26 protein-coding genes are annotated in these 26,571 nt (G+C 58.2%); 19 read left to right on the top strand and 7 right to left on the bottom strand.

All coding sequences use genetic code 11. The features are described from left to right. On the top strand, positions 1 to 613 hold a 613-nt coding region (locus IE083_RS02005), incomplete at its 5' end, for a 3'-5' exoribonuclease (RefSeq protein WP_229799552.1). Positions 614 to 947: 334 nt separating this feature from the next. Here IE083_RS02005 and IE083_RS02000 read toward each other — a convergent pair. Beyond that, entirely contained in the window at positions 948 to 1,901 is a 954-nt protein-coding gene (locus tag IE083_RS02000; protein ID WP_189351966.1) for a tRNA dihydrouridine synthase, read from the bottom strand. A gap of 107 nt (positions 1,902 to 2,008) precedes the next feature. On the opposite strand from IE083_RS02000, the gene IE083_RS01995 reads away from it, so the two are divergent. Genes IE083_RS01995 through recN form a run of 6 tightly spaced genes read left to right on the top strand, consistent with a single transcriptional unit; the run spans position 2,009 to position 8,951 of the window. Then, positions 2,009 to 2,953, top strand: coding sequence for a nucleoside hydrolase (locus tag IE083_RS01995; protein ID WP_189351965.1), 945 nt, complete (start codon positions 2,009 to 2,011; stop codon positions 2,951 to 2,953). A gap of 41 nt (positions 2,954 to 2,994) precedes the next feature. Then, positions 2,995 to 3,540: a peptide-methionine (S)-S-oxide reductase MsrA gene (gene msrA / locus IE083_RS01990; protein WP_189351964.1), complete on the top strand. Its 546-nt coding sequence runs from the start codon at positions 2,995 to 2,997 to the stop codon at positions 3,538 to 3,540. 38 nt (positions 3,541 to 3,578) lie between these two features. Further along, complete coding sequence (locus IE083_RS01985; protein WP_189351963.1) at positions 3,579 to 5,747, top strand: ATP-binding protein; 2,169 nt, start codon at positions 3,579 to 3,581, stop codon at positions 5,745 to 5,747. A gap of 8 nt (positions 5,748 to 5,755) precedes the next feature. Further along, the gene (locus IE083_RS01980; RefSeq protein WP_229799551.1) at positions 5,756 to 6,391 is read left to right on the top strand and encodes a response regulator transcription factor; all 636 of its coding nucleotides are present in this window, start codon (positions 5,756 to 5,758) and stop codon (positions 6,389 to 6,391) included. Next, positions 6,388 to 7,272 carry an NAD kinase gene (locus IE083_RS01975; RefSeq protein WP_189351961.1) on the top strand — a complete coding sequence of 295 codons (885 nt, stop codon included), beginning with the start codon at positions 6,388 to 6,390 and terminating at the stop codon, positions 7,270 to 7,272. Before IE083_RS01980 ends, IE083_RS01975 begins: the two co-directional genes overlap by 4 nt. 14 nt (positions 7,273 to 7,286) lie before the next feature. Then, positions 7,287 to 8,951 carry a DNA repair protein RecN gene (recN, locus tag IE083_RS01970; protein ID WP_189351960.1) on the top strand — a complete coding sequence of 555 codons (1,665 nt, stop codon included), beginning with the start codon at positions 7,287 to 7,289 and terminating at the stop codon, positions 8,949 to 8,951. Between the two features lie 75 nt (positions 8,952 to 9,026). On the opposite strand, the gene asnB is transcribed toward recN, so the two are convergent. From asnB to IE083_RS01940, 6 genes are read right to left on the bottom strand one after another with little or no spacing between them, the layout of a single operon-like run. After that, the gene (asnB, locus tag IE083_RS01965) at positions 9,027 to 10,880 is read right to left on the bottom strand and encodes an asparagine synthase (glutamine-hydrolyzing) (protein WP_229799550.1); all 1,854 of its coding nucleotides are present in this window, start codon (positions 10,878 to 10,880) and stop codon (positions 9,027 to 9,029) included. Positions 10,881 to 10,909: 29 nt separating this feature from the next. After that, the gene (locus tag IE083_RS01960) at positions 10,910 to 11,899 is read right to left on the bottom strand and encodes a glycosyltransferase family 2 protein (RefSeq protein ID WP_189351958.1); all 990 of its coding nucleotides are present in this window, start codon (positions 11,897 to 11,899) and stop codon (positions 10,910 to 10,912) included. A 52-nt stretch (positions 11,900 to 11,951) separates the two neighbouring features. Further along, positions 11,952 to 12,305: an EamA family transporter gene (locus IE083_RS01955; protein ID WP_229799549.1), complete on the bottom strand. Its 354-nt coding sequence runs from the start codon at positions 12,303 to 12,305 to the stop codon at positions 11,952 to 11,954. Continuing rightward, positions 12,302 to 13,237 carry a class I SAM-dependent methyltransferase gene (locus IE083_RS01950; RefSeq protein ID WP_189351957.1) on the bottom strand — a complete coding sequence of 312 codons (936 nt, stop codon included), beginning with the start codon at positions 13,235 to 13,237 and terminating at the stop codon, positions 12,302 to 12,304. The genes IE083_RS01955 and IE083_RS01950 overlap by 4 nt, the downstream gene beginning before the upstream one ends. A gap of 2 nt (positions 13,238 to 13,239) precedes the next feature. Then, a complete protein-coding gene (locus tag IE083_RS01945) occupies positions 13,240 to 14,124 on the bottom strand; it encodes a class I SAM-dependent methyltransferase (RefSeq protein WP_189351956.1) in 885 nt (294 codons plus the stop codon). Continuing rightward, on the bottom strand, positions 14,114 to 15,691 hold the full coding sequence (locus IE083_RS01940; RefSeq protein WP_189351955.1) for a hypothetical protein: 1,578 nt from the start codon (positions 15,689 to 15,691) through the stop codon (positions 14,114 to 14,116). Before IE083_RS01940 ends, IE083_RS01945 begins: the two co-directional genes overlap by 11 nt. Positions 15,692 to 15,970: 279 nt before the next feature. On the opposite strand from IE083_RS01940, the gene IE083_RS01935 reads away from it, so the two are divergent. The 12 genes from IE083_RS01935 to IE083_RS01880 all read left to right on the top strand — a co-directional run bounded on the left by IE083_RS01935 (position 15,971) and on the right by IE083_RS01880 (position 26,566). Further along, positions 15,971 to 16,165 carry a Flp family type IVb pilin gene (locus IE083_RS01935; RefSeq protein ID WP_189351954.1) on the top strand — a complete coding sequence of 65 codons (195 nt, stop codon included), beginning with the start codon at positions 15,971 to 15,973 and terminating at the stop codon, positions 16,163 to 16,165. 195 nt (positions 16,166 to 16,360) lie between these two features. Continuing rightward, positions 16,361 to 16,543, top strand: coding sequence for a Flp family type IVb pilin (locus IE083_RS01930; RefSeq protein ID WP_189351953.1), 183 nt, complete (start codon positions 16,361 to 16,363; stop codon positions 16,541 to 16,543). A 32-nt stretch (positions 16,544 to 16,575) separates the two neighbouring features. Then, positions 16,576 to 17,154: an A24 family peptidase gene (locus IE083_RS01925; protein WP_229799548.1), complete on the top strand. Its 579-nt coding sequence runs from the start codon at positions 16,576 to 16,578 to the stop codon at positions 17,152 to 17,154. A 180-nt stretch (positions 17,155 to 17,334) separates the two neighbouring features. After that, positions 17,335 to 18,642 (top strand): DUF8689 domain-containing protein, encoded by a 1,308-nt coding sequence (locus tag IE083_RS01920; RefSeq protein WP_189351952.1) that lies wholly within the window; start codon positions 17,335 to 17,337, stop codon positions 18,640 to 18,642. 51 nt (positions 18,643 to 18,693) lie between these two features. Next, positions 18,694 to 19,572, top strand: coding sequence for a Flp pilus assembly protein CpaB (gene cpaB / locus IE083_RS01915; protein ID WP_189351951.1), 879 nt, complete (start codon positions 18,694 to 18,696; stop codon positions 19,570 to 19,572). A gap of 42 nt (positions 19,573 to 19,614) precedes the next feature. After that, positions 19,615 to 21,213, top strand: a complete 1,599-nt coding sequence (locus tag IE083_RS01910; RefSeq protein WP_189351950.1) for a type II and III secretion system protein family protein — start codon at positions 19,615 to 19,617, stop codon at positions 21,211 to 21,213. A 12-nt stretch (positions 21,214 to 21,225) separates the two neighbouring features. Continuing rightward, a complete protein-coding gene (locus IE083_RS01905) occupies positions 21,226 to 21,513 on the top strand; it encodes a hypothetical protein (RefSeq protein WP_189351949.1) in 288 nt (95 codons plus the stop codon). 52 nt (positions 21,514 to 21,565) lie between these two features. Beyond that, positions 21,566 to 22,852 carry a pilus assembly protein TadG-related protein gene (locus IE083_RS01900; protein ID WP_189351948.1) on the top strand — a complete coding sequence of 429 codons (1,287 nt, stop codon included), beginning with the start codon at positions 21,566 to 21,568 and terminating at the stop codon, positions 22,850 to 22,852. Positions 22,853 to 22,861: 9 nt separating this feature from the next. Beyond that, positions 22,862 to 23,311 (top strand): TadE/TadG family type IV pilus assembly protein, encoded by a 450-nt coding sequence (locus IE083_RS01895; protein ID WP_189351947.1) that lies wholly within the window; start codon positions 22,862 to 22,864, stop codon positions 23,309 to 23,311. Then, positions 23,308 to 23,778 (top strand): TadE/TadG family type IV pilus assembly protein, encoded by a 471-nt coding sequence (locus IE083_RS01890; protein ID WP_189351946.1) that lies wholly within the window; start codon positions 23,308 to 23,310, stop codon positions 23,776 to 23,778. Before IE083_RS01895 ends, IE083_RS01890 begins: the two co-directional genes overlap by 4 nt. 62 nt (positions 23,779 to 23,840) lie before the next feature. Next, on the top strand, positions 23,841 to 25,076 hold the full coding sequence (locus IE083_RS01885) for a CpaE/TadZ family protein (RefSeq protein WP_189351945.1): 1,236 nt from the start codon (positions 23,841 to 23,843) through the stop codon (positions 25,074 to 25,076). A gap of 125 nt (positions 25,077 to 25,201) precedes the next feature. Further along, complete coding sequence (locus IE083_RS01880) at positions 25,202 to 26,566, top strand: TadA family conjugal transfer-associated ATPase (protein ID WP_189351944.1); 1,365 nt, start codon at positions 25,202 to 25,204, stop codon at positions 26,564 to 26,566. Positions 26,567 to 26,571: the final 5 nt, after the last annotated feature.

Genomic DNA, 26,571 nt, shown 5'->3' with positions numbered 1-26,571 from the left:
CGGACAATTTGGCAGTTTCCCGCCAATGGTCCGTTTACACAAAATTCTGCACACCCTCGGCCATAGGACATGGGTTACCGGTTTAATCGGGAAAGAACCAAATCTGGAAATACCGATGCTGATCTTTTTGGATACTGAGTTCACTGATTTCATCGATTGCGAGCTGATCAGCATCGGCATGGTTGCTGAGGATGGTCGGCAGGAGTTGTACCTGGAGGTGCAGGATTTCGACCGCTCGAAGTGCAACGCCTTCGTCCAGTCCGCCGTCTGGACGCAGCTCAGCCGCATCGAGGAGGCCATCGTACTCAAAGTGGAGGTGCAAGCCCGGTTGCGAGACTGGTTTGCCACGCTCCCGCGCAGCGTGACGATTGCCTGCGACTCACAACATGATCGGGATCTGCTGGCCGATGCGTTGGATGGCGAGTGGCCGGAAAACCTGAGCGGATGGTTCGATCTGCGGCCGTTGATTGATACCGGCGTCTTCGACAGGGCGGTCGCGCAATACCACACGAAGGCACATCCCTGGCACCATGCCCTGTACGACGCACAAGCCCATCGGGCAGGCTGGCTGGCCTGGATGGATCAGCGCCGGTGTGATCAATTGGAGACGTAAGCACCCCGTATTGGAACCCACTGCACCGGCCCACAGGCTGCAGCTCGGGCGCATTACTCTCACACCGTATATCGTTTTAAAAACAACAAGTTATCAAATCAAATGTGGAAAATCCGGCTTCATCCCGGTCATCCCCCCCATTGTTCCGGCAACCAACATCAGGACGCAAGGCAAAAAAAGAACCTCCAGCATCAGTCACCGATGACAGGAGGTTTTGGAAGCACGGATTTGTCTCCGCTACGCTTCAGATGAGGAACGCCATTCCATATCAGAAAGCATGCTTCATGTTACGACGATGATCGGCATGATGACTATTCGTAAAAATACCTAGTGTTCAACAGCCCGCATTCAGCCTGATCTTCAATTGCGCAAAATCTTGTATTGACCTGATTTCATTGAAAAAATCGCCGGCTTCGGGATAGCTGTGTTTTAGCTGCTTGAGCCATTGTTTGACCCTGCTGACGGCATAGCTGCTGTCGCCGGCACGCAGCTGACATTGCAGGAACAGGCTGTTGACATGCGCCAGCACATTGAGCCACGGCTCCAGTGCCAGCCGACTGCCGGTTTGCTGCAGGTGCTTGATGCGCTTGGCGAAATCGGGAGCGGCAATCAGGCCGCGACCGATCATGATCGTTTCGCACTGGCTGACTTCACGGATATTGCAATAGTCTTCCAGGGTCCAGACCTCGCCATTGGCAATCAGCGGTATGTCGATCACTTCCTTGATCCGGGCAAACCACTCCCAGTGTGCCGGCGGTTTGTAGCCTTCCACCTTGGTGCGCGCATGAACAGTCAGCTCTGCAGCGCCGGCTGTGCTGATGGCACGGGCGCAGTCCAGTGTCAGGCTGGTATCTTCATAACCCAAGCGCATCTTTGCGGTGACCGGAATATCGGCAGGCACCGCCGCGCGGACCGCGGTGATGATCTCGTAGAGCGTTTGCGGTTCTTTCAGCAACACCGCGCCGCCGCGATGACGGTTGACGGTCGGTGCCGGACAGCCAAAATTCAGGTCAATGGCCGGGGCACCCAATTCTGCCGCTCTTGCCGCGTTGTCGGCCAGACAGACCGGGTCGGAGCCGAGCAATTGCAGCCGCACCGGCGTGCCAGCGCGCGTCCTTGACTGCTGCAGCAGTTCGGGGGCCAGCCGGTGAAAAGTCTTTACCGGCAGCAAGGTGTTGGTGACGCGAATGAACTCGGTAACACACCAGTCGATGCCACCAATCCCGGTCAGCACATCCCGCATCACGTCATCTACAAGCCCTTCCATCGGGGCCAATACGATTTTCATGCCATTCTCACCAGAAACGGAAAGGCCCCGTCTCGCGGCCAACTATTGACTTTTAAACGGGGCGTGGTAAACCTTGGCGCCTTTGCATTGAAGGCAAACCATTCATCATGAACAAGACCGCGATAATTATTGATACCGATCCGGGCCAGGATGATGCGGTCGCTATTTTGACAGCTTTGGGCTCGTCCCGGCTCGAAGTTGTCGGGATTTCAGTGGTGGCGGGCAATGTGCCGCTGGAGCTGACAGCAAAAAATGTCCGGATCATTTGTGAATGGGCCGGCAGGCCGGAGGTGCCGGTCCATGCCGGCTGCGAGCGCCCTCTTCTGCGTCCGCTGGTCACTGCCGAACACGTGCATGGCAAGACCGGACTGGACGGTGTGCCACTGCATGAGCCGGCCATGCCGTTGCAGCAGGAGCACGCCGTCGATTTCATCATCCGCACCCTGCGTGAACGCGAGCGCGGCACGGTCACGCTGTGCATGCTGGGGCCGTTGACCAACCTGGCGATGGCGATCGTGCGCGCGCCGGACATCGTTGGCCGCATCCGCGAAATCGTGCTGATGGGCGGCGCCTACTTTGAAGGCGGCAACATCACGCCGTCGGCGGAGTTCAACATCTATGTCGATCCGCACGCGGCAGCCACGGTGCTGGCGTGCGGCGCCGCCGCCATCACCATGCTGCCGCTGGATGTCACTCACAAGGCGACCGCGTCGCTGGCGCGCATCGGCTTGCTGCGCGCCCTGCCCAACCGCGCCGGCAATCTGGCGGCCGACATCATGACTACGCTGGAACGCTTCGATGTGCAGCGTTACGGTGCCGATGGCGCACCGCTGCATGATCCGACCGTGATTGCCTACGTGCTGCAGCCGGAGCTGTTCTCCGGGCGCAAGGTATATGTAGCGGTGGAACAGAACAGTGAATTGACGCTGGGAGCGACGCCGGTGGACTGGTGGGGCATTACCGGGAAACCCGCGAACGTGAACTATCTCACAACTGTTGATAGTGATGGCTTTTTCCGCTTGCTGGCAGATAATTTATCTACACTCCCCTGAAATGAAGCCAGCAGGGATCATGCCGGAATAAGGACTACATCATGTTGAACAAGGCAACATTTGCCGGCGGCTGTTTTTGGTGTACCGAAGCAGTTTTCCGCCAGGTACCGGGTGTCGTATCGGTAATACCGGGTTATACCGGCGGTGCGGTCGCCAATCCATGCTACGAGCAGGTGTGCAGCGGCCGTACCGGTCATGTCGAAGCGGTCGAAATCGAGTTTGATGACGAAATCGTCAGCTATGAAAATCTGCTGCGGCTTTTTTTCGCCACGCATGACCCGACAACACCGAACCGGCAAGGCCATGATGTCGGTACGCAATACCGCTCGGCGGTGTTTTGGCACTTCCCGGAGCAGGAAGCCGCATTGGCACGCGTCCTGGCCGAGTTGCGGCCAACCTTGCCGCCCGGCGTGCAAATCGTGACGCAGTCGCAACCTGCCGGCACCTTTTATCCTGCCGAGACCGAGCATCGCCGTTATTATGAGCTGAATCCCCACGCGCCCTATTGCCGTGCAATCGTTGCCGGCAAGGTAATGAAAGGCGAACAGGTACTGGGCACGCTGCAACAGCGTGGCCTGGCTGATTAGTCATTGAAAGTCCGGATTTGATCACAACGAAAACGGTTTTGCAGACGGCACGTCAATACGGGGGAGCAAAGTGGCTGCTCTGGGCGCTTTGCCTGCTGTTGTGCTATGCACTGGCGGCGCAACTTGCCCGCCATCACCAGCAGACATTCGGGCAGGCCGTACAGCTGAACCAGGCATTGCTGAACCGGCAGCTGGATTACAGCACATTGCTATTGCAGCAGCTGGCTCCCGCGCAGGCTGCCACTCCCGGGACTATCGGCACGCAATTGCCTGCATTTGTGGTGGCGGCCGGCTTTCAGCACAAGGTTGACACCGGCAGTCGCGACACCTTCGAAGTACAACAGAGTTACCGCCGCCGTACGCCGTTCCTGATTCGCGAGTACCGCGACCAGAGCACTGCCACCTGGATGGAAAGCAGCGCCTGGTACCCCGCCCCCGCACGCAGCTACTACATCCCGCTGGCCAACCTGCACCCGGACCGCCCCGACGGACGCCTTGACTATCTGCAAGGGCTGGATCTGGCTGCCGACCGCTTTTTTGCGGCAGCAGTCAAAGCCGCCATCAGCAGCGGTGAAGTGCAGGCCAGCAGGCCGTTTACCTATCGTGATGGTGCGCCGGGATTGGCTTTCGTCAAGGCGGCCTATGCTGGCGGCGCGTTGCCGGACAGCATGGCGGAGCGGCTGAGCCAGGCAAGCGGTGTGGCTGTTGTTTTTATCGACGTGCGCCAACTGCTGCCACTGCCGGCAAATAGCCAGTGGCAACTGTCGATCAGTACCATCACGGACCTGCCGCAGGCGGCCAATGCCATCCCGGCGGACACCCCGCTTGCGGTCCCGCAAATACTGCTGCGGCAACAGCAAACGTTGGCCGCACCCGGCCATACCCTGCCATATGTACTGCAGTTGAGCATGTCGCCGCCGAACGCCCTGCAGTGGCTGCTGCTTGCCGGTGCCGGCCTGATGGGCGCCGGCCTGCTGTCCCGCCAGTGGTTTTACCGCCCCGTCCGGCCACCCGGGCCGCCGCCCTCGCCCCCCCCTGCTCCACAGCCACGGGCTGCACTGGAACATATTGCACTGCAGGCGATGGACGAGGCGGTATTGCTGCTATCGGCGCGCAGCCAGATTTTGTACGCCAATGCCCGGGCCATGGTGCTGACCGGCGATAACGACTTGCCGGGCAAGCTACTGGCCGGTGCCGATTTCGGCATCTGCTATCCGCGTAACCAGCGCCGTGTCCACGTGCTGCCGCGCCTGATCGAGAAAAAAATGCGGGCGATGCTGCCGCCGGGCAGCATCCTGATCGATGCCAACGGCCAGGAAAGCGAGATCGAGGGCGAGTTCATCCCGCTGAACGATGCGGCCAACGTTGCGGCACGCTATCTACTCTGTTTCCGACATGTCGGCAAGCTGCGCCAGGACATGGTCGCCGCGCTGAAAGCCAGCGAGATGCAGCTGAAGAAGCATCAGGACGAGCTGGCGCGCGTTGCCCGCATCAATACCTTGGGCGAAATGTCGTCCGGCGTGGCGCACGAGATCAACCAGCCGCTGTCGGCGATCATGAGTTACAACGAAGCCTGCCTTGCAATGATGGACGATGCCAATCCGGACCCGGTGTTGCTGCGCATTTCGCTGGTCTCCTCGGTGCGGCAGGCCAATCGGGCCGGCCAGATCATCCGCCGCCTGCGTGAGCTGGCCAGCCGCAAGCAGCCGGAGGTGGCGCCGCTCAACATCAACGATGCATTGCGCAGCGCGCTGGACCTGACCAAAAACGAGCTGGCCGCGCGCGAGGTGATCGTCACCACCGATCTGGCAGAAAACCTGCCGCAGGTGATGGCGGACAGCATCCAGCTGGAGCAGGTAATCATCAACCTGATCAAAAACGCCGTCGATGCCATGGCCGAGAAAAACCGCAATGATGAGCCGATGCGGATCTTCGCCTACAGCGAGCGCCGTGGCCGTCACATCCGGCTGGGAATCCGTGACAACGGCACCGGCATACCGGAAAATGTCCTGCCGCACGTATTTGACCCGTTTTACAGTTCAAAAAGCGAAGGCATGGGCCTGGGGCTGACCATCAGCCAGACCATCATCGAAAGCATCGGAGGCCGTCTGGCCGCCCGCAATCTGGAAACCGGCGGCGCGGAATTTTCACTGACCTTGCCGGCACTGAAAAACAGCCATCCCGACGCAAAAGAGGAACAGCAATAATGGCATCGATGACACCATCCGTTTACGTGGTCGATGACGATCCCGGCGTACGCGATGCACTCGCCATCCTCATCGGCACCCAAGGGCTGCATGTATTGACCTTCGACAGTGCGTCTTCCTTTTTGCAGACCTACACCCCCGGCGATATCGGCTGCCTGGTGCTGGATATCCGCATGCCGGACATCAACGGCCTTGCGCTGCAGGACATCCTCAGCATCAAGGAAAACCGGCTGCCGATCATCTTCATCACCGGCCACGGCGACCTGGAACAATGCACCCGCGCCTTCCGCGGCGGTGCGGTCGATTTCATCACCAAGCCGATCGACCGCAACCGGCTGCTGGAAAGCCTGCGCAAGGCGATCCGCAACAGCATCCAGCTGCAACAGCATGAGGCGGAAACCGCCGAGGTCAAGCAGCAGCTGGAAAAAGTCACCGAGCGCGAGATGGTGATCCTGCGGCTGGTGGCCGACGGCCTGTCCAGCAAGGAAATCGCCAAAGAGCTGGACGTCTCGCCGCGCACCATCGAGGCGCACCGCGCCAACCTGTTCAACAAGCTGGGCGTCAATTCGCTGGCGGAGTTGATCCGCTTCTACCTGAAAGCCTTGCCGATTACCGGCACCGAAAGCATCACGCATCCATCATGACCAAGAACCTGTTCAGTGTGATCGGCCTGGTTGCCCGACACAGCAAACCGCACATCATCGAATCGCTGCTCACCTTGGCCGCGCACCTGACCCAGCGCGGCGTGCGGGTGCTGATCGACGCGGAAAGCATGCCGCCGGCGGACGACAACACACCGGCCTACCCTGCGGTCGAACGCGATGATCTGGGCAAGCTTGCCGATCTGGTGATCGTGCTCGGCGGCGACGGCACCATGCTGTCGATCGCCCGCGTGCTGGCCGCCTACCGCGTACCGCTGGTCGGCATCAACCAGGGCCGGCTCGGCTTCATGACCGACATTCCGCTGCACGAAATGCTGGGCGCCATCGACCAGATTCTGGAAGGCCAGTTTGTGCCGGAGGAACGCATCCTGCTGCAGGCGTCGGTGATCCGCGAAGAGGCGGAAATCACCAGCGCGCTGGCGCTCAACGACGTAGTGATCAGCCGCGGCGCGCTCGGTTCGATGATCGAGTTTGAAGTGTTCGTCGACAACCAGTTTGTCTACAGCCAGCGCTCCGACGGCCTGATCATCAGCACCCCGACCGGCTCTACTGCTTACTCGCTGGCCTCCGGCGGGCCGATTCTGCATCCGACACTGCGTGCGATGGCGCTGGTGCCGATCTGCCCGCAGTCGCTCAGCAACCGGCCGATCGCGGTCAGCGACAACTGCGAGGTGGCGTTCATGCTCACGCGCGGGCTGGACACGCACGTGCACTTTGACGGCCAGTCGCACTGCGACTTGATGGAAATGGACAGGGTCATCGTGCGCAGCTACCGCAACACGCTGAAAATCCTGCACCCGATTGGCTACAACTACTACGACATGCTGCGCCACAAGCTTCACTGGGGCGAGCGCCTGCTCTGAGAAATCACAAGACCATGCTGCTGTCACTGAATGTTCGCGACTTTGTCATCGTCGATCAGCTCGATCTCGACTTTCATGCCGGCTTTACCGTGCTTACCGGTGAAACCGGCGCCGGCAAATCCATCATCCTCGATGCGCTGGGCCTGCTGATGGGCGACCGTGCCGATGCCGGCCAGATCCGCGACGGCGCCGAGCGCGCTGAAATCGCCGCGCAGTTTTCCATCCACAACAGCCCGGACCTGCGTGCCTGGCTGCAGGACAACGAGCTGAGCGGCGACGAGGACGAGCTGCTGATCCGCCGCCTGGTGGATCGCAACGGCCGCTCGCGCAGTTTCATCAACGGCCAGCAGGCGACGCAAAGCCAGCTCAAGGCCATCGGCGAGTATCTGGTCGACATCCACGGCCAGCACGCACACCAGTCGCTGATGCGCGCCGACACCCAGCGTGCGCTGCTCGACGCCTACGCCGGCAGTACGCAGCTGGCGCGCGACGTGCGCGAGGCGTGGCAGGACTGGCAGCAGGCGCGACGCCAGCGCGAGGACGCCGAGCGGCTGTCGCGCGAATCGGAAGTCGAGCGCGAGCGCCTGACCTGGCAGATCAACGAACTGAGCGAGCTGAACCTGCAGGCCGACGAATGGCCGCAGCTCAACCAGCAGCACTCGCGGCTGGCCAATGCCGCCGAACTGGCGCAAACCGCGCAGCTGGCAGTGGATGTGCTGTCCGACATGGACGGCAACTGCCTGTCGCTGCTATCACAGGTGCAGAACCGCCTTGGGCGGCTGTCGGCGCTGGATACGCGGCTGGCGGAATCGCTGGCACTGCTGGATTCGGTCGATGCCGAATTGCGCGAGGTGGTGTACAGCCTGCGCAGCTACGGCAGCGATTTTGACGACGACCCCAAGCAGCTGCTGGATGTCGAGGCACGCCTCGATGTGCTGATGCGCATCGCCCGCAAGTACCGCTGCACGCCGGAAGAACTGCCGAAAAAACTGGCCGACTGGCAGCAACAGTTGGCCGCACTGGAGGCATCGACCGATCAGGAAACGCTGGCCGTCGCCGAATCGGCGGCGCTGGCACGCTACCGTGCCCATGCCGAGGCGCTGTCCGGAAAGCGCCGCCAGGCCGCCAACGAACTGTCGTCCCGCATCAGTACCGAGATGCAGCGGCTGGCGATGGAGGGCGCGCGCTTTGCCATCGAGCTGTCCGCCGCGGCGGAACCGACCGCCAATGGCCTGGAAGCCGTCGAGTATCTGGTGGCGGCCAACCAGGGCAGCACCCTGCGGCCGCTGGCCAAGGTGGCGTCCGGTGGTGAGCTGTCGCGCATCAGCCTGGCGATGCAGGTGGTGATCAGTCAGGTTGCCAGCGTGCCGACGCTGATTTTCGACGAAGTGGACGTCGGTATCGGCGGCCGCGTCGCCGAGGTGGTCGGCAAGCTGTTACGGCAGCTGGGCGAACGCTACCAGGTGCTGTGCGTGACGCACCTGCCGCAGGTGGCGTCCTGCGCCAGCCAGCACTGGCAGGTCAGCAAGTCCGGCGTCGATGGCCGTACCGTGAGCCGCATCCAGCCGCTGGACCAGGTGCAGCGCATCGACGAACTGGCGCGGATGCTGGGCGGCGAGGACATCACCAGCACCACGCGGCAACACGCCAGCGAGATGCTGCTGGCGAACGCGGAATAAGGTTGGCCGCAAGGCGAAGCCCTGGTCGAGTCGATCAGGGCTTTTTGCTGAAGCGCTTGTTGTCGTGCCTGTAGCCTAAAGCACAGGCATGGCCTCGACTGTGCCGGGCGCACTGGCCAGCGCGGCATGACGTTGCATCACCTGCGCCAGCGTCCATTGCCCCCACAGGAAGTGGTGCCGGTTGCTGTGGTGTTGCCGGTAATCGGCAACGGTTTTGGCAATGAAGGTGCCATTCAGCCCGGCGGTGGTGCCGGATTCGTCCAGCTGCAGCGTATCGTCGCGCAGCCACCTGGCAATCGGCACCGCAAAGCCCTGCTTCGGCCGCTGCAGAATGTCCTGCGGCAGGACCTGTGCCAGTGCCTGTTTCAGGATGTACTTCGTTTCGCCACGACGCAGCTTGTATTCCGAAGGTATTTTTCTTGCCAAATCAACGACATTGATGTCCAGGAAGGGGGAGCGCACCTCCAGCGAGTGCATCATGCTGGCGCGATCGACCTTGGCGAGAATGTCGTCCTGCAGGTAGATGTCGGTGAAGAACTGCAGGCTGCGGTCTACCAGATTGGGCTGGCTGCAGCGCTCCCACGCCGCGATGGCCTCCGAGAACAGCTCTTCCGGATCGACCGGCTCCATGAAGCACTCGGCGAGCGCGGTATCGTCCAGTGGGCACATCCACTCCGGCAGCCACAGCCGGGGCGGATGGCTCAGCCCCTGCAGCGTTCGCTTGAGTTTGAAATCCAGGCTCATATAGCCATCGCCGACGGGCAGGCGATTGGCCAGCAGGCGGATGGCCGTGTGCAGCGGGCCCGGTACCAGCTTCTGGTAATGGCTGGCCCAGCGCAGCGCCCGGAACGGTGCGTAACCGGCGAACAGCTCGTCGGCGCCGTCACCGCCCAAGGCAACGGTGACATGGCGCCGCGCGTGCTGGCACAGCAGGCTGGTGGGCAGCAACGAACTGTCCGCCATCGGCTCGTCCAGCTTGCCGGTGATGGCGGGTAACAGGCTGCGCGCGACGTCCAGCGACAGGATGGCCTCGTGATGGCGGGTGTCCAGCAAGGCGGCGACGCGCCGCGCGTGCGCGGACTCGTCAAAGCCGGCGACGTCAAAGCCGATATTGAAGGTTTGCAGTTGCCCGGCTCCGCATTGCCGCGCCGCCAGCGCGGCGACGGCGGAAGAGTCGATACCGCCGCTAAGAAACACGCCGAGCGGGACATCGGCGACCAGCCGGCAAGCCACGGCTTTATCAAGCTTTTCCAATAGCTCTTCTTGCCATTGCTTTTCAATGCCGGCCGGGCGTGAGTCCGCCGGCTCCAGCACGAAAGACCAGTAACGGGAAAGACGCAAGCTGCTGCTGTCGAGGGTAAAGACCAGCGAACAGCCGGCTGGCAGTTTGTGGATGGCGTGGTATGGCGTGTTGGGGGCCGGCAGGTAACCGTAGGCAATGTATTTGCGGATTGCCGCGCGGGACACGGTGGCCGTCACCGCCGGATGGCACAGCAAGGCGGTCAGTTCGGAGGCAAACACAAAGCTGCCCTGCTGCAGCGTGTAGTAGAACGGTTTTTTGCCGAAGCGGTCACGACTGCAGAATAGCCGCGCCTGGCGGCGGTCATACAGCGCGAACGCCCACATGCCGTTCAGCCGCCCGGTTAGCGCTTCGCCCCACTCGCGGTAGCCGTGCAGCAATACTTCCGTATCCGAATGATCGGTCACGAACACATGGCCGGCCCGCTCCAGCTCGGTGCGTAGCTCGCGATAATTGTAGATCTCGCCATTGAACACCACGCCCAGTGCGCCATCGGCGGTCCACATCGGTTGCTGGCCGCCGGCCAGATCGAGAATCGCCAGCCGGCGGTGCCCGAGATAGACGCCCTGCGCCGGGTCCGTCCAATAGCCGACCCCGTCCGGCCCGCGATGGATGATTTCGTTGCTCATCCGCTCCAGGTCGTGTCGCGTACCGGCGCCTACAAATCCGACGATTCCACACATCTGGCCGCCCTCGTTGCGCACCGCGCCTTGATATTGAGCGTCTTGCCAACCAGATACACGCTCTTGCCCTGCGCTTCGTAATAGGTGCGGATCAGCAACTCCGCCAGCAGCCCCATCAGGATGCACATGAAGCCGGTCACCCCGGTCATCACCACCAGCAGCGGCAGCGGGGTCGAGATGAAAGACACCCCTTCCACCAGTTTCAGGTACACCGCCCAGCCGCCGGTGAGCAGGCTGATCAGCAGGATGAACAGGCCGGCGGCGCCGAAAAGATACATCGGTTTGCCGGCGTATTTGGACAGGAAGTTCACCACCATCAGGTCGAGGATGACCTTGACGATGCGGCCCAGGCCATACTTTGAAACACCATTCTGTCGCGGATGATGCAGCACCGGGATCTCGGCAATGCGGGCACCAAACCAGCTGGCGTAAATCGGGATAAAACGATGCATTTCACCGTACAGGCGCACGCCCTTGATCACGTCTTTGCGGTACGCCTTCAGCGAGCAACCATAGTCATGCAGGTGCACGCCGGAAATCGACGAAATCATGCGGTTGGCGACACGGCTGACAAAGTTGCGCTTGATCGGGCTGTCCTTGCGGTCTTGTCTCCAGCCGGACACCACGTCAAACCCCTGCTCCAGCTTGTCCAGCAAGCGCGGAATATCCTCCGGGTCGTTCTGCATGTCGCCATCCATCGGGATGATGATGTGCCCTTCCGCGTAATCGACCCCCGCCATCATCGCCGCGGTCTGGCCAAAATTCCGGCAGAACTTGATGACCTTCACGCACGGGTCTCTTGCGGCCAACTCTTCCAGTCGCTCCTGGCTACCATCGGTGCTGCCATCGTTGATGAAGATCAGCTCCCACGGCTGTTCCAGCTTTTGCAGAACCACCACCGCCTGCTCGTAAAGCGCGACCAGATTGTCGGCCTCGTTATACACCGGCACGATAACGGAAATCATGAGTACCTCCCCGTTCCAGGATGGCACAAGCAATAAACCGCAGCATGGCTGCTCAGAAACTGGATTTCCCGACCAGCACTATCCCGCAGAAAATCAGAAAGATGCCTAATGCCCTGGTGATATCAATCGGCTCACCCAGAAAAAAGTGCGCGGCCATGATCACGGCAACAAACTGGATGGCGGCAAAGGATTGCGCGACATTCAACGGTAATCTGGTCAGCACCAGAATGTAAAAACACGCGGCCAACCCGAAGAAAACAAAACCGAACAAGATCCTGATATTGAACAGCTCAATCAGGCTGTTGCCGGATTTTTCGGCCCCGGACTTGAGCAAAAGGTTGGCCGCAACCGTCATGCCAACCATGATTATGTAATAAACGACTAAGCGCATTTTTGCCGTGTTCATCCTGGTTTCTCAGCCATGCCGATAACGATCAAGCCATAGCGCCGGAACGGCTTCAGGCTGGTGATGGCGTGGTCCAGCCTTGCGGCCAACCTTGTGACCAGACGTATCCTGGGTATGTAGCGGAACGCCCTGTTGAAAACCAGCACATCGCTATTCATCAGCAGGCAATAGCCGAAAAAGCCGTAGGTTTGCCAGGTCTTGAGTACAAAGCCGGCGTTTTCAAGCGGTGGCACCGTTTCCCGGTACAGCAGCGGTCGCTCGGTTTTATCGTCCAGCGATGGCGACAGGCGGTAAATCAGCGCGCGCAGCCAGCGCCAGAGGAAAAAATCACTGACCGGCTCGCGCCAGTAAAAACGCCCGCCCGGCTTCAGTATCCGGAAGACCTCTTGAAACAGCCGCTGCCGGTCGTTGACGTGGTGAATGCCGCCGATGATGAAAACACTGTCAAACAGGTTGTCAGCCAGCGGCAGACCGGTGGCGTCGCCTTGTACAAAGCAATACTGATCGGCATCTCGCAGGCTGCTCTTGGCCGCCTCCAGCATCGACAGCGAGATGTCGATGCCCAGCCCGGTGCCGACCTTGTTGCCCAGCAGCCGGAACGCCTCGCCACTGCCGCAACAGATCTCCGCGGTACTGCCCAGCTTTGCCTCGGCGGCGATGTCGAGAAAGGCACGGTCAAGGTAGGCCGAATACTCCTGCGTATGCGGGTAGCCGAGATTGTTGATATAGATGCCGGCAATTTTTTCGAAATGGGCTTGCTGGCGTTTGGCGTCGTCGGTGCAGAAGTGTTCAGCAAACAGCGGCACGCCGGACGGGCTGATCCGGTAGTGCAGGCTGCCGTCGCGGCTGGCCAGCCCATGGTCGCCTTGCTGCAACGGTGCGCCCGAAAGCGGGCAACGCAGCATGGTCATGAACTTCTCGGCGATCTGCATCGCTATGCCTCCTTGCGCCTGCCGCCAAACTTCCAGGAGTTGCCATTTCTCATGATGATATAGGTGCTGTGCTGGTCGATATCGGCATGGCCAGCCAGCCAGGACTCGATCGTCGCCCTGTTGATATAGACCGTTTGCGGAGTGACCAGCTGGTCAAAGGCGACATGCCTGAAAAACCGGAAGTTGCGATTGCTGATCCAGCGGCAGTACTGGTACAGCGGCAGCTTTTCCACGCCGCTGATGCCGGCCAAGGCCGTGACGGTTTTGGCATAAAGGAAAAACGGTACCGCCAGCGGGGTCGCCACGCCGTACTTGGTCAGCCACCACGGCAGGTGCGACGTCATCTTGCGTAAGGGGTCGACCAGTTTGATGATCACGCTGTTGCCCTCCTCCGCGTAGACCCAGCAATGAAAGCGGCCGCCGGGTTTGACATTGCGGATCACCGCATCGAAGCCATCCATGGGGCAGTCCAGGTGATGCAGCACCCCGATGGAGTAAACCAGGTCATGGCCCGGTCCACAAAAGGTGGTCATGTCACTTTTCGTGATTTTCCAGTTTTCCTCCGGCCTGCCCGCCAGATTCTTGCAGGCGGAAAGAATGGCATCGCCCAGATCTACCCCTTCGACAAAAGCCGGTTTCCAGTCCAGCAGATGCAGCATCTGGCTACCGTTGCCGCAACCCAGCTCCAGTACCTGGCGCCCGGCGATATCGGCCGCGGTGAGCGGACTCATCCAGTCCGTAAACTGGTCGCGGGTGTAAACGGAGCCGGCTGGCAGGTTGTTCCAGGAGTTGGCAAAGGCATCGGCGGTTCTCTGACTAGATAGCATGTCGCCTCCAGTTGGCTTCAATGGCGTTATTGCAGCACTTGCCGTACTGCTAAATTTCAATGGAAGGCGAATACCTTTTAATGATGTCTTTATACTTTTGATTGTTTTTTAGCAGAACAGAATGTTTGCCATCATTAAAAACAAGCTTGAAATCATTGCTGGACAGGAGTAACTGCCTGATGGGAGCCAGATTTTCACAAATTACATAATCAATATTGTTTTTATAGAAATATTTCTTCCAGTTCTCTCCTCCACTGTACATCTCAAGATACTCCTTGATGAAGTTACCTTTATAGATATCTGTCCTGCCATAAACAAAGATCTTTTGTACGGGATGCAGCCGGTATATCAAGTAGCCACCATAGTGATAGGTATTGAAAATATTCCCCTTAATCCCGTTTTTTACAACAAAATCGACGGCCTTCACCGGGAGCAAGTCTGAAATTCTGGATTCGACTTCTTTTTTTCTGGCCGGATAGTGCAGCGAGATGGCCACTATTGATGCAATCATTATCAGCCAATTGATCATGGTTTCCGCTTCGCCAACTTGCTTATTTCCGGATGAGAGCAGTTTTCCCAAGGCTGATGCCTGTCTGGATTGCTGAATATTGTCATTGCGGTTTTTTCTGATCCGGCTGATGAACTCTGCCAACTTCAGCTCGCGATAGAAGATTGCCGCATGAGGCGCCATGATCAGACCAGCCAATGGAAGATTTCTTACTGAAAAAAATGCTCCGCCAATAAAAATGAGTGGCACGATGGTTTCCGTGATGTCGGATCGGCGACTTGAGTACACCATATTGATAAAGTACAAAAAAACAATAACAAGGAAGTATTGATAAAATGGCTGGTGGAAATTTGGCGATTGCCACTCGCTAATAAAAGTGGTATCGCCAGAGGAGACGATAGCCTGGTATGGATAAATCCAATAATGAAAGCCATGGGGATTGATAGCTGTCGCAAGCAAACCAAGCACCGCCACCAAGCTTAGTTTTTCCAGTCTTTTTCTCATGGCGTCATCTTTTTCTGATGACATGTAATAGCGAATCCACTCAGTTGTGGCAAATGCAAAAATCAGTACCAGTCCGATGAAAAACCCGCCATGCATGTTTGCCCAGAGAACCATGATCACTGGTATTGACAAGAAACCAATATTACCATTTCCATATTTAAACGAAAAAAGCTTTCCAAGAATCATTGCAAAAAACAAGAAGGTAAATATGTGGGGGCGAGGTGCAACAGCGCCCATGGCACCGCAAAACAAAATGAGAACAATGACTGCCTTTCCTTCATCTCGCAGGACATCCAGACAGGTTTTGTAAGTAACGATCCAGCACAGCATAAAAATCGATGCCGTGAGTACGGCAATACCCTGCAGACCAGCCAGCTGGTAGCTCAAGAAAAAAACTACCTGGCTCAACCACTCAGAGAGAACCCACGGGTTTCCATAGCTGGTGAAGGTGAAGATGTCATGCTGCGGCAGCTGCCCTGATGTAACGATCAGCTCTCCGGTTTTTAAATGCCAATAAAAATCAGGATCCTCGAGATTGGGGAAGAGAGACATAATGATAAGCACAACTATAAAAACAACAACTGATGGCGTGGGTTTTACTTTCAAGTTAATCATTATGCAATCCCCCAAAGCACGGTGTAGCGGCTGATCAGCAGATGCCATGTAGTCAAACGAAATTATCAGGTCATATCTGTGCTGCACTATAGCCAACAAATTGTAGTTCGCAATCGTTTGACAATGACTGTGCCGTGATCTAGAACAAGGAAACATGGCAACTGACATAAATATTTCTTTTGAATGATGCCATTTCTATGCCAGTTGTTACAAATTTTTCATAGCATCAGGGTGCGTTGCTTATTAATGTTTTGCTTCTATCCTCCCGGAGGTGGCGCCATGAAGATTATCTTGTCGCATTTAAAGCGAATCTTTTCCAATGAGGATGGCGCTACTGCCGTGGAATATGCACTTCTTGGCGCATTGATTGCAGTCGTTATTGTGACAGCCGTAACCAGCACCGGCCTGAATCTTCAGGCACTGTTTGCTAACGTTGCAGCTGAAGTGGGTGTGGCTGTTGCAGCCGCGATTTAGAAGAATTCTTGACAATTCTTTGTTATTGGCTAGTTTGCCATTGTGAATCTTCATGTAATTGTTGTGGCTTTCAAGATGCCAGCATGCATCAAGAAATACCATGACAAGATAGGCACCATGATATCTGGTGCAGCTTTTGTAGTCATACTGGCTGGTGGGTCTGCCGTTTTTTCATGTTTTCAGGAGGTGTTAAAAATGGACAAGGTCGCAGTTTTCGCAAAAAATTTTTTGCAAGAGGAAGATGGCGTTACTGCCATTGAGTATGGCCTTATTGCAGCACTGATCGCCGTGGTTATTATTGCATCGGTTACTGCTGTTGGTCAGAACCTGGTTCGGGTGTTTCAAAACATTGCATCGTCGCTGTCCGCCGCACTATAGCATGCCATCAAATTACACAAGGGGTAACTAAATTGAAGTCAATTTACGCCTGGTGGGTTTGGCTGGTAGCTGCAGCGCTGGGTGCTTTATTCGGGGCGAGGTTGGGTCTGCTTGCTGGATTCCTCCTCGCTGCCGTTTTTGCCGATATGGCGAGCAGAAAAATTCCAAACAGGCTGGTCCTTGCCGGCATGGTTGTCGGGCTGCTGGTACAGGCCTTCTTGCCGGGTGGTGACGGATTTTTGTCTGCGCTCAAGGGTTTGTTGTTCGGGTTCGGTTTATTCCTGCCACTTTATCTGTTGCGCGTCATGGGGGCGGGAGATGTCAAGCTGATGGCCATGGTCGGATGTTTTACCGGTTCACCTGCCATCTTTGGCGTGATGTTGTGCACCTTGCTGGCAGGCGGTGTGTTGTCCTTGGTTTTCTCTTTGAGAATGAAGGCTTTCCGTCAGATGCTGGGCAATGTGAAGTTCATGATTTTCATGAGATTCATGAAGGCCGCAGGCGGTGGGCTTGCTTCCACTCATGATATGGCGGGCTCGGTGGGAACCTTGCCTTATGCCATGGCCATTGCTATGGGCACGGCAGGTTATCTTGTCTGGCAAGGAATTTGATTTTTGAGATGCATTTGCATCAGGAATTCAGTGCGCCGATGGGTACATGTGCTGTTTTGTTGTGTGTATTTTTTGTTGTTTGGCAGTCAGAAAATTATTCTTGGTTAATGGTTTTTGCTGGGCTATATCTCATTGCATAAATAACCAGTCCGGTTTTTTGTGTTGGAGAGGAGGATGGAAATGTTCAATCCTGACGGCTTGGAATTAAAGGGCAGTACTCCTCCTCGCGATATTTTGCCCCGCGCCCCGCAGACTGTAAAAGAAACCGGGCTGGATTTCCTGTTTCTGGTGGAGCTGCTCTGCAAGACCCTCTTCTTTCACGGCCAGACCCGGCTGGTTGATCTGGTCAACCACTCCAGGCTGCCGCTCGGCGTGCTAGAGCCGCTGCTGGCCTTCATGCGCAGCGAACAACTGTGTGAAGTGTCCGGCCGTAACGAGACCGAAGCCACCATCGCCTACACGCTGACCGACGTTGGCCGCAACCGTACCCAGACCTTCCTGCAAAAAAGCCATTACGCCGGCCCTGCCCCGGTAACGCTCCAGACTTATACCGATGCGGTGCAGCGTCAGTCGGTGGCCAATATGAAGGTCACCAAAGATCTGATGGCCGAAGGCTTCAAAGGGTTCGTCCTGCGCCAGAGCACCATGAACCAGCTTGGCGCCGCGATGAACTCCGGCCGGGCAATCCTGGTATACGGCCCTCCCGGCAGCGGCAAGACGTATGTCTCGGAGCATCTGGCCACCCTGTTGACCGGCAACTGTGCCATTCCTTATGCCGTGCTGGTGGATAGCGAAGTGATCCAGCTGTTCGATCCGCTGGTACACCAGCCCGTGGTTAGTAGCCACGGCAGTTCGCTGGACAAGGGGCCGCTGCACGATGCGCGCTGGGTAGAGTGCCAGCGCCCGGTGGTGATCACCGGCGGCGAATTGACCCTGTCGATGCTGGATCTGGATTTCGACCCCAATACCCGCTTCTACCAGGCGCCGCCACAGGTCAAGGCCAACAATGGCTTGCTGATCATCGATGACCTGGGGCGGCAGCTGGTTTCGCCACAAATGCTGATGAATCGCTGGATTGTGCCGCTGGATCGCCGGGTGGACTATCTGGCGCTGCATACCGGCACCAAGTTCATGGTGCCATTCGACGTGATCGTGATTTTCTCCAGCAACATTCCGCCAAGCACGCTGGCCGACGAGGCATTTCTGCGCCGGCTCGGTTACAAGATTTACATCGGCACGCTTGAGGAAGAAGACTACCGCGCGATTTTCGAACAGAACTGCACCCGTTTGGGCATTCCTTTTACCGAACAGGGGTTGCGGTTTGTGATTGATGAATTGCACGGCAAGCACGACAAACCCCTCCTCGCCTGTATTCCACGCGATTTGCTGGAACAGATCCGCGACTTCACCTTTTACCAGGGTATCAAGCCGGAGCTGAGCGAGGAGCTGCTGACGTGGGCATGGGAAAACTACTACACCAAGGGATAGGTTGCGGTTGCGACCTGGCTTGAGCTGTTAATCAAGTGTGGGGAGAAGGCTGTGAAAAACCCAAGAGCCATAGCAATGATCGTGGTGTCCATCATCGTCGGCCTGGTGGCCGTGGTGATGGCATCGCAGTGGATCAACAAGCAGACCAGTGTTTCCGCCCAGAAAGTGGTTATCGCGGCGGTGGATGTCGATCTCGGTTCCAAGCTGACGCCGGAGATGTTGCGGCTGGTTGACTGGCCAAGCGGCAGCATCCCCGATGGGGCGATTATCGATCCGCAGACGCTGGACGGGCGGGTGCTGAAAACCAGCGTGCTGCGCGGCGAGGCGATCCTGGAGTCGAAGCTGGCGCCGCTGGGCACCAAGGGCGGCCTGTCGGCGGTGGTGATGGAAGGCAAGCGTGCAATGACGGTACGGGTTAACGACGTGATCGGTGTGGCCGGCTTTGCCTTGCCGGGCAACTATGTCGATATCCTCGTCAATACCACCGAAGACGCCAAAGCCAACGTCAAGGAAAAGGTGGACATGAGTATTTCCAAGATTGTGCTGGAGCACATTCTGGTGCTGGCGGTGGCGCAGGAAGCCAGCCGCGACGATACCAAGCCCAAGGTGGTCAACGCGGTGACGCTGGAGGTTACGCCAGAGCAAGCCGAAAAGCTGGATCTGGCGCGCAGCGTTGGCACCTTGTCCTTGGTACTGCGCAATCAGGTCGACCCCAAACCGGTAGAAACCTCCGGCATTACCAAGCAGATTCTCCTGCGCGGCGAGGAAGAGCCGGCACCGGTGGCCAAGCCGGTGGTGGTCAGCAAGCCGGTCGCCAAGCGGGTAGTGAAAAAAGCTGCAGCGAAACGGCCTGCCCCGGCCCCGATTGCAGCAGCCTCCAACTGTGTAGAAATCGTCAGCGGCACGTCTCGACATACCGAGTGTTTCTAACTGTCAGACATCCAGCCCAATTCGTTAGGGAGTAAAGTCATAATGAAAAAGAAACCTGTCGAAGCACGCTTGCCCCGCCTGAATCTGGGTGCGCTGGCAATCACCACCAGCTGCATGATGATGTGGACCGCCTCCACTCAGGCCGCCACGGTCGCCACGAAACCTGTCGCCGCGGCACCGTGCAATACCATCGAATCGGCCCCGATGGTCAATGTCACCGTCGGCAAGTCCTTCCGTCTCAAGACAACTTCACCGGTCAGCCGCATCCTGCTGGGCAACCCGGCCGGCACGCAAGCGGCTAAACCTGAAGACCTCGCCAATATAGACAGCAATGCTGAGCGGCGTGCTATCGCTATGTTGAAGAATAAGTACACGCCCCAATCAAGTCGTGAGAAAGTGGGAGATGGTGTCGCCGGACTGGATGTGATCCTGCTGAGTCCTAGCGAGATCTACCTGCTGGGCAGGAGCGTCGGCTCGACCAATATCATCCTGCTGAGCCGTACCGGGCAGTGCATGCTGGTCGATGTCACCGTCGGGGTGGATACCGCCTCGCTGCAAAGCTCGCTCAACGACATGCTGGCCGGCGACGGCAGCCGCATCAAGGTCAGCGCCGCCTCCGACTCGCTGGTGCTGACCGGCAGCGTGGCGGACTCGACCCGGGTCGACAAGGCCATGACGTTGGCCGCAGCCTATGCCGGCGAATCCAAGGTCATCAACATGCTGTCGGTGGATGCGCCACAGCAGGTGATGCTGGAAGTCAAGGTGGCGGAAATCTCGAAAAAGCTGCTGGATCAGGTCGGCATCAACCTGGCCGGGGTGCTGAATCATGGTGGCTGGAGCTTTAACTGGGACACCAACTTCCTGTCCGGCAACGCCTCCAATGCTATCGGCCTGCTGCTGGGCGGCACCAACAACAGTACGACCAACCCGCGCAGCTTCAAGATCGATGGTCAGCATGATGACGGTCTGGTCAAGGTACTGGCCGAGCCGACCGTGATGGCGATCAGCGGCCAGGAAGGGAGCTTCCTCGCCGGCGGCAAGATATTCATCCCGGTGGCGCAGAACAGCAGCAATGGCGGCCAGACCATCACCCTGGAAGAGAAAGAATTCGGCGTCGCTCTGCGCTTTACCCCGACCGTGCTGGATGGCGGCAGGATCAACCTGAAAGTGGCGCCAGAGGTATCCGAGCTGAACGCCAGTGGCGTCAATATCACCGGCCTCAATGGCACCGCCATTCTGCCGTCGTTCACCACCCGCCGTGCCGCGACGACCGTGCAATTGCGCGATGGCCAGAGCTTCGCCATCGGCGGCCTGATCAAGAACAACGTCACCACCAATATCAGCGCCTTCCCGTTGCTGGGTGAGATCCCGATTCTGGGCGCATTGTTCCGCAGCAGCAGCTTCCAGACCGACAAGACCGAGCTGATCTTCGTGGTGACGCCGCGGCTGGTGAAACCGCTGCCACCAAACTACGCCTTGCCGACCGACAACTACACCCCGCCAAGCCGGGCTGAGTTCTTCCTCGGCGGCAAGATGGAAGGCAAGCCGCCCGCCGCCGCAGATGCCAGCTCCGGCGAAAGTGCTATGCCTGCCGCCCAGCCACAAGCTCCTCAAGCGCCATCCGGCTTTGAAGTGAAATAAGGAGGCCAAGTCATGCAAACTTACAAACTGGTGATGATTACCCGCACCGTATTGCTGGCCTCCCTGCTGACGGCCTGTTCGTCGACGCCGTATCTGGATAGCCGCTTCGGTGATGCCGTCAACATGGCCAAGGCGCAGCAGACCATCAATCCGGAGGCTTCTCAGGACATGGACCCGGTTACCGGTATCGACGGTGTGGCTGCCAAAGACGGAATGGACCGCTATCACGAATCGTTCCAGAAGCCGCCCTCCACGGCTGACATTCTCACCATCGACGTGTTGGGTGGCGGCGGCAACTAGTTCCGTCTTGTTTCCCTATTCGGTTTCAGGATCAGATGCATGAGGTGGCGTTATGAAACGCACAGGCAAGCTACCGGGCCGGCGATATCAGAAGGGCGCGGTAGCCATCATCGTCGGGCTATGTATCGTTGTGCTGGTCGGCTTTCTGGGACTGGTCGCCGACCTCGGGCGACTGTTCATCACCAAGACTGAACTGAGCAACGCGGCAGACGCTTGCGCCCTGGCCGCGGCGGCAGAGCTGAAAGGTGATGCCGAATCACTGAACCGGGCGGAAAGTGCCGGCATTACCGTCGGACAACGGAATAATGTCAACTTCCAGGACAATGCCGTTTCGATTCTGGTTAATAGTGATGTCACTTTCAGTGAAACGCTGGCCGGCACCTATTTCACCAAAAATGCGGTAGCAGCAGCCAGCATCCCCAACATGAAGTACGCCAAGTGCACCCTGCCGCAAACCGGCATCATGCCCTGGTTCATGGGGGTAATGGGTCAAGGCGCACAAAGCGTTACCTCCCATGCGGTGGCTTCGTTGTCACCGTCGCAGACCAACTGTGCCATTCCGGTGGGGATGTGTCGGCAGAAAGAGCCTTATGTAAGTCCCGAGCCAACAACATGTTCTGATGGCACTACGCCTGACAGTCATGGCTTCTGTATTGGTCAGTGGTACGGCAGTCGTTTCACCGCCGGAGGAGGCTTTGAGGGTAACTTCAATCTTATCGACTACTCGCCACCTTCTGGCGGTGCCAGTGAGCTTTCCGCACTGCTGACCGGATCCGGGCAGTGCAACTTGGATATTTCCAATAAGGTTGGGCAAACCGGTATGCAGCAATCCATTGCCAAGGCATGGAATACCCGCTTTGGGCTGTACCAGGGTAGCGATAATGTTGGCAATGCCCCACCGGATTTCACCGGCTTTGCCTACACCGCGACATCCTGGGTGAGTCAGTTCAACGCTTACAGCGGCACATCCGGGGCGACGCCCAATTTTCTGGCCTCGCGCATTGCCAACACCATTTACCAGGGAGATGTTGCCGCTGGCCTTAACCTGAATGGCAACCCGAGCAGTGCGACCTCCGCCCAGTTGGCTGCCAATGGTGCTGACCGCAGAATGGCACTGATGCCGATTGTTGATTGTGAGGAGTGGAGCGACCCAGGCAAAGCAGTAGACATCCAGAAGTTCGCTTGTGTGCTGTTATTACAACCAATGGAAGGGCCAGGGGAAGAGACCTTTGTTGAATATCGAGGCCAGGCCGATCTGCCAGGCAACCCGTGTGCCACGCTGGGCCTGCCCGGAGCCGGTGGCGGTGTCGGCCCGCAAGTGCCGGCACTGGTCCGATAGGAGATAGCCATGCAACCGCGCTCTCGCCAACAGGGTGTTGCCGCTGTCGAAATGGCGTTCCTGCTGCTGCCGCTGATCTTCATCGTGTTTGGTATCACCGAATTCGGCCGGGCGTTTTACCAGTACAACACGGTGACCAAGGCTACCCGCGATGCGGCCCGCTACCTGTCGGCACAGCAGCCCGGCACCAAGAATGTCGAAGCGACCTGTTTGGTGCGCTATGGCAACACGACTTGCTCCGGTTCGCTGCTGGCGCCGTATCTGGGTAGTGCCACGGTGACGATTTGTGACTGGCAGAGCTGTGCCGATCACCTGGCGCAAGGGGCCTCTCCTGTCGTGAATCTGGTATCGGTAACGGTCAGCAATTACCAGTTCGTCTCGCTGGTGCCGTTTGTTACCGCGGATCTGTCCACCATCACCTTTGATCCGATCCGCACTGTGATGAAGGCAAACCTATGAAAACCTCATTTCGACAGCTGCGGCTGTCCCGCAGGCATGCACAGCGTGGCGTGGCGGCAGTGGAGTTTGCCCTGGTCGCCATGATCCTGTTCTCCCTGCTGCTTGGCATCATGGAGTTCGGGCGGCTGATGTTTACCTGGAATTCGGCAGTGGAGGCAACGCGACGCGGTGCCCGCCTGGCGGTGGTGTGTGACATGAATGTCGCCGCGATCAAGACCTCGATGCAGAAGTTTGTGCCGATTACCAACGTTAACGACATCGTGGTCAGTTACGCGCCGAGCGGCTGTAGCGGTGCGGCGAATTGCCAGAGTGTGACCGTGTCCATTTCACCCAACGCCCCGGCATTTCATTACTCGTTTCCGTTTATAAGCACATCGTGGCAAATACCGGAATTCAGCACCACCCTTACGCGGGAAAGTCTTGCCACCGGCACCGGCGCAGATGCCAACCCCGACTGTTCGCCCTGATGGCTGACTGCATTTGCCAATCGCCGTCCGTGGGTACAACCACTGTTAGTTGAGGCGTCATCATGAGAATCTCGATTATTTCGCACAACACCAAGAACCTGGACGAACTGCGCCGCTTCGTCGAAACGGACAGCAGCCGGGATGTGAAGGTGTTTACTGGCGGGGCGGAGATGCTGGCGCCGGTTGCCGACCAGTTGCGGCCGGACATCATCATTCTGGAATGTGTGACCGATGAGGCATTGGCAGATTTTTCTCCACTGGCACAACTGAACCTGCGCCATCCGGATATCACACTGATTCTGCTATCCGGCAACCAGACGCCGGAAGTGCTGTTGCGGGCAATGCGTGCCGGTGTGCGCGAGGTGCTGCCCTCCCCGGTTAGCCGCGATGCGCTGCATGTAGCGCTGCTTCGTGTTGAGGAAAAGCGCAACCTGCAGAATACCTCGCGGCAGAAGGGCAAGGTGTTTGCCTTTCTGCCATGCAAGGGTGGCAGCGGCTCGACTTTCCTGTCGACCAATCTGGCCTACAACCTGGCATCGCAGGAAGGCAAAAACGTGATCCTGATCGACGTCAACCTGCAATTTGGCGATGCCTCGCTGTTCATTTCCGACCACAAGCCGTCAACCAACCTGGCCGAGGTGGCACGACAGATCATGCGTATGGACGCATCGTTTCTTGCGTCCAGCCTGCTGAACGTGTTGCCCAACCTGGGCATCATGTCGGCGCCGGAAGACCCGGTGCAGGCGATGGAAGTCAGCCCCAGCCATATCGATACCCTGATCAACCTGGCACGCAATCACTATGACGTGATTATCCTGGACGTTGGCCGCGCGCTGGACCCGGTCAGCATCAAGGCGCTGGACCACGCCGATGTCGTGTTCCCGGTGCTGCAGATCACGCTGCCTTTCATTCGCGATGCCCGCCGCCTGCTGGACGTACTGCGCTCGCTGGGCTACTCGCACGAGAAAATCAAGCTGCTGGTCAACCGCTATGAAAAAGGCGGCGATATCCGGCTGGAAGATGTCGAACGCACGCTGGGGATGTCGGTGTACAAAACCATCCCCAATAGTTTCAAGGCGGTGGCGACATCGGTGAACCAGGGTATCCCGATCAGCAAGCTGTCGCCCAACAATCCGGTAGCGCGCGCGCTGCAGGAACTCGGGCGGGAGCTGGTACAGAGCGGCAATGGTGAAACCTCATGGTGGGGCAATCTGCTGCAGCACATTCAGGGCGGGGTACAGCCGCCCCGTACTGGCGGTGCGCTTGGCGCCACATCGGCCCAGCAAACTCCCGAGTAATGCGCGGTGCGACCAACCTGATGAAATACCTGTTAACGACAAATCTTCCGGCAACTCATCCATCAGCCTGATAACCCGCCATGTCGGGCCCGAGCAGACTGATCATCGGCAAAGGGGTAGCTATCATGTCATTGCGCGACCGGCTCGAATCAATCCAGCCCAATCCCGATACCATGCAGGCCTTCGTCAGGTCGGCATCCACGGTCAATGCAAATTACGAGTCTTACCACGACCTGAAATCCCGCATTCACCAGAAGCTGCTGGAGCGGGTTGACCTGGCCGTAATGGAAAGCCTGGTCCCGGAACGCCTGAAAGACGAACTCAAGATCCTGGTGGAACGGCTGCTGACCGAAGAAAACGCGGCCCTCAACGACAACGAGCGGCGCAGCCTGGTCAAGGACATCCAGCACGAAATGCTGGGCCTCGGCCCGCTGGAGCCGCTGCTGGCGGACCCGACCATCTCGGACATTCTGGTCAACACTTTCCAGCAGGTCTACGTCGAACGGCGCGGCAAGCTGGAGCAGACCGATGTGCGCTTTACCGACGACGCGCACCTGATGAAGATCATCGACAAGATCGTGTCGCGTGTCGGGCGGCGTGTCGATGAATCCAGCCCGATGGTCGATGCCCGCTTGCCGGACGGCTCCCGCGTCAATGCCATCATCCCGCCGCTGGCAATTGACGGGCCGATGCTGTCGATCCGCCGTTTTGCGGCCACCCCGCTACGGCTTAGTGACATCATCGAGCTGAAAAGCCTGACGCCGGATATGGGCACCGTGATCAAGGGCCTGGCCAAGGCCAAGATCAACATGCTGATTTCCGGCGGCACCGGTAGCGGCAAAACCACCCTGCTCAATATCCTGTCCGGTTTCATTTCCGACACGGAACGCATCATCACCATTGAAGATGCCGCCGAACTGCAGCTGCAGCAGCCGCACGTCATCCGGCTGGAGACCCGGCCACCGAATATCGAAGGCCGCGGCGAAGTGCCGCAACGGGCGCTGGTTCGCAACAGCCTGCGCATGCGGCCGGACCGCATCATCCTTGGCGAGGTGCGCGGTGCTGAGGCCGTGGACATGCTGCAGGCGATGAACACCGGCCACGAAGGCTCGATGGCCACCATCCACGCCAATACCCCGCGCGACGCCATCACACGCATGGAAAACATGGTAGGCATGGCGGGGATGAACCTGCCGCCCAAGGTGATCCGCCAGCAGATCAGCTCGGCGCTGAGCGTGGTGATCCAGGTGGCACGGCTTACCGATGGCAAGCGCAAGATCATCAGCATCCAGGAGATTACCGGTACCGAGGGTGACGTGATCACCATGCAGGAGATCTTCCAGTTCGTGCAAACCGGTATCGGTGTGGATGGCACGGTACAGGGTTATTTCTGCGCTACCGGCGTGCGGCCGAAGTTCATCGAGCGCCTGAAGACCCATGGCGTGGAGATTCCGGACGCGCTGTTCGACCCCAGCAAACGATTCGAGTAGGTGCC

It is taken from the genome of Vogesella fluminis, from assembly GCF_014652335.1.
Classification (GTDB): Bacteria; Pseudomonadota; Gammaproteobacteria; order Burkholderiales; family Chromobacteriaceae; genus Vogesella; species Vogesella fluminis.
This window is presented reverse-complemented; position numbering and strand designations above follow the sequence as displayed.

Excerpts from the sequence above, each read along its gene's own strand:
- IE083_RS01885 (WP_189351945.1), top strand. The coding sequence starts at position 23,841 with ATGAGAATCTCGATTATTTCGCACAACACCAAGAACCTGGACGAACTG.
- IE083_RS01930 (WP_189351953.1), top strand. The coding sequence starts at position 16,361 with ATGGACAAGGTCGCAGTTTTCGCAAAAAATTTTTTGCAAGAGGAAGAT.
- IE083_RS01920 (WP_189351952.1), top strand. The coding sequence starts at position 17,335 with ATGTTCAATCCTGACGGCTTGGAATTAAAGGGCAGTACTCCTCCTCGC.
- recN (WP_189351960.1), top strand. The coding sequence starts at position 7,287 with ATGCTGCTGTCACTGAATGTTCGCGACTTTGTCATCGTCGATCAGCTC.
- IE083_RS01900 (WP_189351948.1), top strand. The coding sequence starts at position 21,566 with ATGAAACGCACAGGCAAGCTACCGGGCCGGCGATATCAGAAGGGCGCG.
- IE083_RS01935 (WP_189351954.1), top strand. The coding sequence starts at position 15,971 with ATGAAGATTATCTTGTCGCATTTAAAGCGAATCTTTTCCAATGAGGAT.
- IE083_RS01895 (WP_189351947.1), top strand. The coding sequence starts at position 22,862 with ATGCAACCGCGCTCTCGCCAACAGGGTGTTGCCGCTGTCGAAATGGCG.
- IE083_RS01995 (WP_189351965.1), top strand. The coding sequence starts at position 2,009 with ATGAACAAGACCGCGATAATTATTGATACCGATCCGGGCCAGGATGAT.
- IE083_RS01960 (WP_189351958.1), bottom strand. The coding sequence starts at position 11,899 with ATGATTTCCGTTATCGTGCCGGTGTATAACGAGGCCGACAATCTGGTC.
- msrA (WP_189351964.1), top strand. The coding sequence starts at position 2,995 with ATGTTGAACAAGGCAACATTTGCCGGCGGCTGTTTTTGGTGTACCGAA.
- IE083_RS01950 (WP_189351957.1), bottom strand. The coding sequence starts at position 13,237 with ATGCAGATCGCCGAGAAGTTCATGACCATGCTGCGTTGCCCGCTTTCG.
- IE083_RS01955 (WP_229799549.1), bottom strand. The coding sequence starts at position 12,305 with ATGAACACGGCAAAAATGCGCTTAGTCGTTTATTACATAATCATGGTT.
- IE083_RS02000 (WP_189351966.1), bottom strand. The coding sequence starts at position 1,901 with ATGAAAATCGTATTGGCCCCGATGGAAGGGCTTGTAGATGACGTGATG.
- asnB (WP_229799550.1), bottom strand. The coding sequence starts at position 10,880 with ATGAGCAACGAAATCATCCATCGCGGGCCGGACGGGGTCGGCTATTGG.
- IE083_RS01905 (WP_189351949.1), top strand. The coding sequence starts at position 21,226 with ATGCAAACTTACAAACTGGTGATGATTACCCGCACCGTATTGCTGGCC.
- IE083_RS01880 (WP_189351944.1), top strand. The coding sequence starts at position 25,202 with ATGTCATTGCGCGACCGGCTCGAATCAATCCAGCCCAATCCCGATACC.
- IE083_RS01980 (WP_229799551.1), top strand. The coding sequence starts at position 5,756 with ATGACACCATCCGTTTACGTGGTCGATGACGATCCCGGCGTACGCGAT.
- IE083_RS01975 (WP_189351961.1), top strand. The coding sequence starts at position 6,388 with ATGACCAAGAACCTGTTCAGTGTGATCGGCCTGGTTGCCCGACACAGC.
- IE083_RS01940 (WP_189351955.1), bottom strand. The coding sequence starts at position 15,691 with ATGATTAACTTGAAAGTAAAACCCACGCCATCAGTTGTTGTTTTTATA.
- IE083_RS01890 (WP_189351946.1), top strand. The coding sequence starts at position 23,308 with ATGAAAACCTCATTTCGACAGCTGCGGCTGTCCCGCAGGCATGCACAG.
- IE083_RS01910 (WP_189351950.1), top strand. The coding sequence starts at position 19,615 with ATGAAAAAGAAACCTGTCGAAGCACGCTTGCCCCGCCTGAATCTGGGT.